Annotated in this window: 2 protein-coding genes and 1 pseudogene; all 3 read left to right on the forward strand. The window is 41.6% G+C overall.

Annotated elements, in window-relative coordinates; translation table 11 throughout:
* Positions 1-123 precede the first annotated feature (123 nt).
* Positions 124-477, forward strand: a complete 354-nt coding sequence (locus D464_RS0112325) for a MobC family plasmid mobilization relaxosome protein (RefSeq protein WP_018911623.1) — start codon at positions 124-126, stop codon at positions 475-477.
* Positions 474-1,394 (forward strand): relaxase/mobilization nuclease domain-containing protein, encoded by a 921-nt coding sequence (locus D464_RS0112330; protein WP_018911624.1) that lies wholly within the window; start codon positions 474-476, stop codon positions 1,392-1,394. Before D464_RS0112325 ends, D464_RS0112330 begins: the two co-directional genes overlap by 4 nt.
* A gap of 2 nt (positions 1,395-1,396) precedes the next feature.
* A pseudogene (locus D464_RS0112335) lies at positions 1,397-1,659 on the forward strand (hypothetical protein); the annotation flags it as partial.

Here is a 1,659-nt window from a genome sequence, read left to right on the forward strand (position 1 = left end):
TAATCTGTTTTTCGGGGAGCAAGTTTATGTTTTGGGTATACCAAAACCACTTGCTCCACCTCCTGACACTCGGTGCAGAGGATTATCCCGCCGGTCTCCATCAAATCAATAAACGAAACAAGTATGATAAAAACAGAATATAAAAAAGGTGGTCGCCCAACCAAGGGCGTAGCCGAAAAGAAGAAATACCGTATCACGGTGAAACTGAATACGCAGGATTACTATACGCTCAAAGGCAAAGCCAAAAGCGCAGGAGTAACCATGAGTGAGTTTGTAAGAAAAGTTCTTGATAAAGGAAATGTCATTGAACGACTGACCGTAGAGCAAGCAGACTTCATCCGTAAGCTGTGTGGAATGGCAAATAATCTCAATCAATTGGCACATCGTGCCAATGCAGATGGGTTTCATGTCGTTGCTCCTTTCCACAAAATCATCATTGGCAAGATTGACGAAATTCTAAATCTGATACGAAAATGATTGCCAAGATAATGAAAGGTTCGGGCTTCAAGGGTGTAATCAATTACATCCTTGACCCGAAGAAAGGAACGGAACTCATTGATAGTTCCGGAGTGAGAAAGGAGAGCATCAACCATATTGTCCAAAGTTTCATCGACCAGACAGAACTGAATCCACGAGTAAGCAAGGTCGTGGGGCATATCTCCCTGAGTTTCTCGGCACAGGATTCTTCCAAGCTCAGTAATGAATGGATGGCGCAGATCGCTCGTGAATACATGGAGAAGATGGGAATAAAAGATACGCAGTACATTATCGGTCGCCATTTCGATAAGGAGCACCCTCATGTGCATATCGCTTTCAATCGGATAGACAATAATGGCAAGACTATTTCTGACCGTAACGACAGATTCAGAAGTGAGAAAATTTGCAAGGAACTGACCGCTAAATATAGCTTGTACTTCGCTGGTGGTAAGGAGAATGTCAAAGAACACCGACTGAAAGAACCTGACAAGACCAAGTATGAAATCTATCAAACGTTGAAAGCAGAGATTGCTCGGTGCAGGAATTGGAAAGACCTTCTTGCTCGCTTGAAAAAGCAAGATATTGATGTCTGTTTTAAGTACAAAGGCAACTCACAGGAAGTTCAAGGTATTATCTTTGAAAAGAATGGCTATTGTTTCAATGGCTCTAAGGTAGACAGGAGTTTCAGTTATTCCAAGATAGACTTAGCCTTGCAACAGAATAACAGGGAATACAAACAGCAGACGCAAGGAATAGCAGATCTTATATCTAACGTTGCAGATGTTACAAGTGGACTTGCCAACGGACTCATAGAAGGAGGATTGGGATTGTTTCATACTCATGGTACTGTCCCTGCGGAGGTTTACAACACACTCGACAAAAAGAAGAAAAAGAAAAAACGTAAAATACATTTATAACTATGGCAGATAATAATACATTCGTCCTCTTCGAGGAAATCAAAAACAAGTTGGAAACAATTTACAGGGAACTAAAGGAACTGAAAGAAAAGGAGAACGGTTCTGTTTCCCTCCCTGTTCAATCTGCACCTGTACAACGTGACGAACAGATGGAACAGGAATTGCTCAATCAGTATGAACAGCGAACAAAAGAGGTGATTAACAAGTATATTGGTGTACAAGTGCGCATCAAGGACGAGGAGGCTAAATCTATGGACAAATTGGT

Origin of the sequence: Prevotella veroralis DSM 19559 = JCM 6290, assembly GCF_000377625.1 — a bacterium.
Taxonomy (GTDB): Bacteria; Bacteroidota; Bacteroidia; order Bacteroidales; family Bacteroidaceae; genus Prevotella; species Prevotella veroralis.